Origin of the sequence: Sphaerisporangium melleum (assembly GCF_014646695.1) — a bacterium.
In the GTDB taxonomy this organism is placed as follows: domain Bacteria; phylum Actinomycetota; class Actinomycetes; order Streptosporangiales; family Streptosporangiaceae; genus Sphaerisporangium; species Sphaerisporangium melleum.
Window position 1 is genome coordinate 1 of the sequence record NZ_BMNT01000110.1, and the last position, 1,982, is coordinate 1,982.

At 71.7% G+C, this 1,982-nt stretch carries 1 protein-coding gene; it reads right to left on the reverse strand.

From position 1 onward, the window contains the following. Positions 1–1,948, reverse strand: a 1,948-nt coding sequence (locus tag IEY93_RS37315) for a condensation domain-containing protein (RefSeq protein ID WP_308425771.1), incomplete at its 3' end; no start/stop codon positions are given. Positions 1,949–1,982: the final 34 nt, after the last annotated feature.

Below are 1,982 nucleotides of genomic sequence, written 5' to 3' on the forward strand. Positions count from 1 at the left end.
CCTGCCCCACCGGCAAACCCACCGGAACAACCCCCGACCAATCCCCCACCGCCAACCACCCCAACAACTCCCCAAAAACACCGAACATCGCATCCAACACCCCCACCGCGAACAACTCCTCCACCGCGTCCCAGCGGACGACGAGTTCGCCGCCGGCCTCGCCGACCTGGCTGTCCAGCCAGACCTGCGGAGTCTGGGACACACCCCACCCCTGCTCGGCGAACGAGGGGCCGAAGGAGAGGTCACCGGCGACGCCGAGGGTGCTGGTGAAAACGACCGGCATGGTCATCTCGGCCGACGCGGCACGCCTGGCCAGCTCGCGCATGACCCAGACCGCGGACACCTCGCCGTGCTCCAGGCCACGCCAGACCTCCTCCTGCAGTCCGCGCGCCCCGTCCAGCCAGCTCGTCCCCGACCGATAGCCGACGAGCAGCAGGGAGGTGAAGTCGCCGAGAACGCGGTGGATGTCGGGGTGGACCTCGCGCCGGTCGAACAGCGTGAGGTTGAGCGTCAGCTCCTGCTGGCCGCTCCAGGCGGACAGGATCTCCCCGAAGGCGGTCGCCAGCACGGTGGCGGGAGTCAGGTCGTGCCGTCGGGCCAGTTCCTTGATGGCACTCCACTGCCCTTCGGGCAGCCGCAGCTCGCGACGGGTGAAGCGCGGCCGGCCCACCAGGGCCGGGTCGACGCGCAGCGGCAGGGCGGGAGCGGGCGGCAGTTCGGGCAGCCGGGTGGCCCAGTACGTCTTGGCCGCCTCGAAGACGGCGGGGTCGGGAGTCTGCCCGAGGAGGTAGTCGCGGAACGAGATCCCGATCGGCGGGAGCTCGGTGGCGGGGTCGCGGTAGAGCCGGTCCAGCTCGTCGAAGAACACCATCATGCTGAGCGCGTCCAGGATGATGTTGTCGAAGCTGACGCCGAGCCGCACCCTGCCGTCGTCGTGCCGCGCGACCCGCGCGTCGAACAGCGGCCAGGTGGCCGGGTCGAGCACCTGGTGCGACATCTCGGCGCGCAGCTCCTCAAGACCGTCGCAGGTACGGATCGCGAAGCGCGGCACCTCGGGCAGGATGCGCTGCAGGCCCTGGTCGTCGAAGACCGCGCGCAGCATCTCGTGCCGCGCGATGAGCGTGTTCCACGCCTCCTCCAGCCGGACGACGTCGATGTCGCCGTCGAACTCGGTGTAGAAGTGGCAGCCGACGCCGCCGAGCGTGAAGTGCCCGGCCCGGCCGAGCCAGTAGGCCCGCTGCACCTCGGTGGGCGGGAAGGGATCGTGGCGGTGCAGCGGGTCGGCGACCGGCACAGGAGCGGCCGGGGCGGCCTCGCCGACGGTGAGGGTCGCGGCGAAGTCGGCGAGCACCGGCGTGCGGAACAGCCGGCTCAGCCGGGCGTCCGGGACGCCCGCGGTGCGCAGCCGGGCGATCATGCGGGTGGCGAGCAGTGAATCCCCGCCGAGCAGGAAGAAGTTGTCCGTCCGCTGGACGGAGGGCGCCTCCAGCAGGTCGGCCCAGATGGCGGCGAGCACGGTCTCGGCCTGGCCGACGGGCGGCGCCTGCTCCGCGCCCGCCACCGCCGTCTCGGTCCTCGCCGCCTCCGTCGCCACGGTGGCGAGCGCCTTCCGGTCGATCTTGCCGTTGGTGGTGAGCGGCAACCGGTCCAGCACGGTGATGGTCTGCGGCACCGCGTACCCGGGCAGTCGCTCGCCCAGGAACCCCCGCACCTCCCCCACATCCACCCCGCCAGATCCGGCGGACACCTCCGGCTCGGCAGAGATGGCAGGCGCATCAGGCCTGGTAGATCCGGCAGGCGCATCTGGCTCGAGCGCGGTGACGAAGGCGGCCAGTCGCCGGCGGCGGCGGTCACCCACCGCCACCACCACCGCCCGGCCCACCCCCGGACACGCGGCCAGCGCCACCTCCACCTCCCCCAACTCCACCCGATGACCCGACACCTTCACCTGATGATCGACACGCCCCAAAAACTCCAACGTC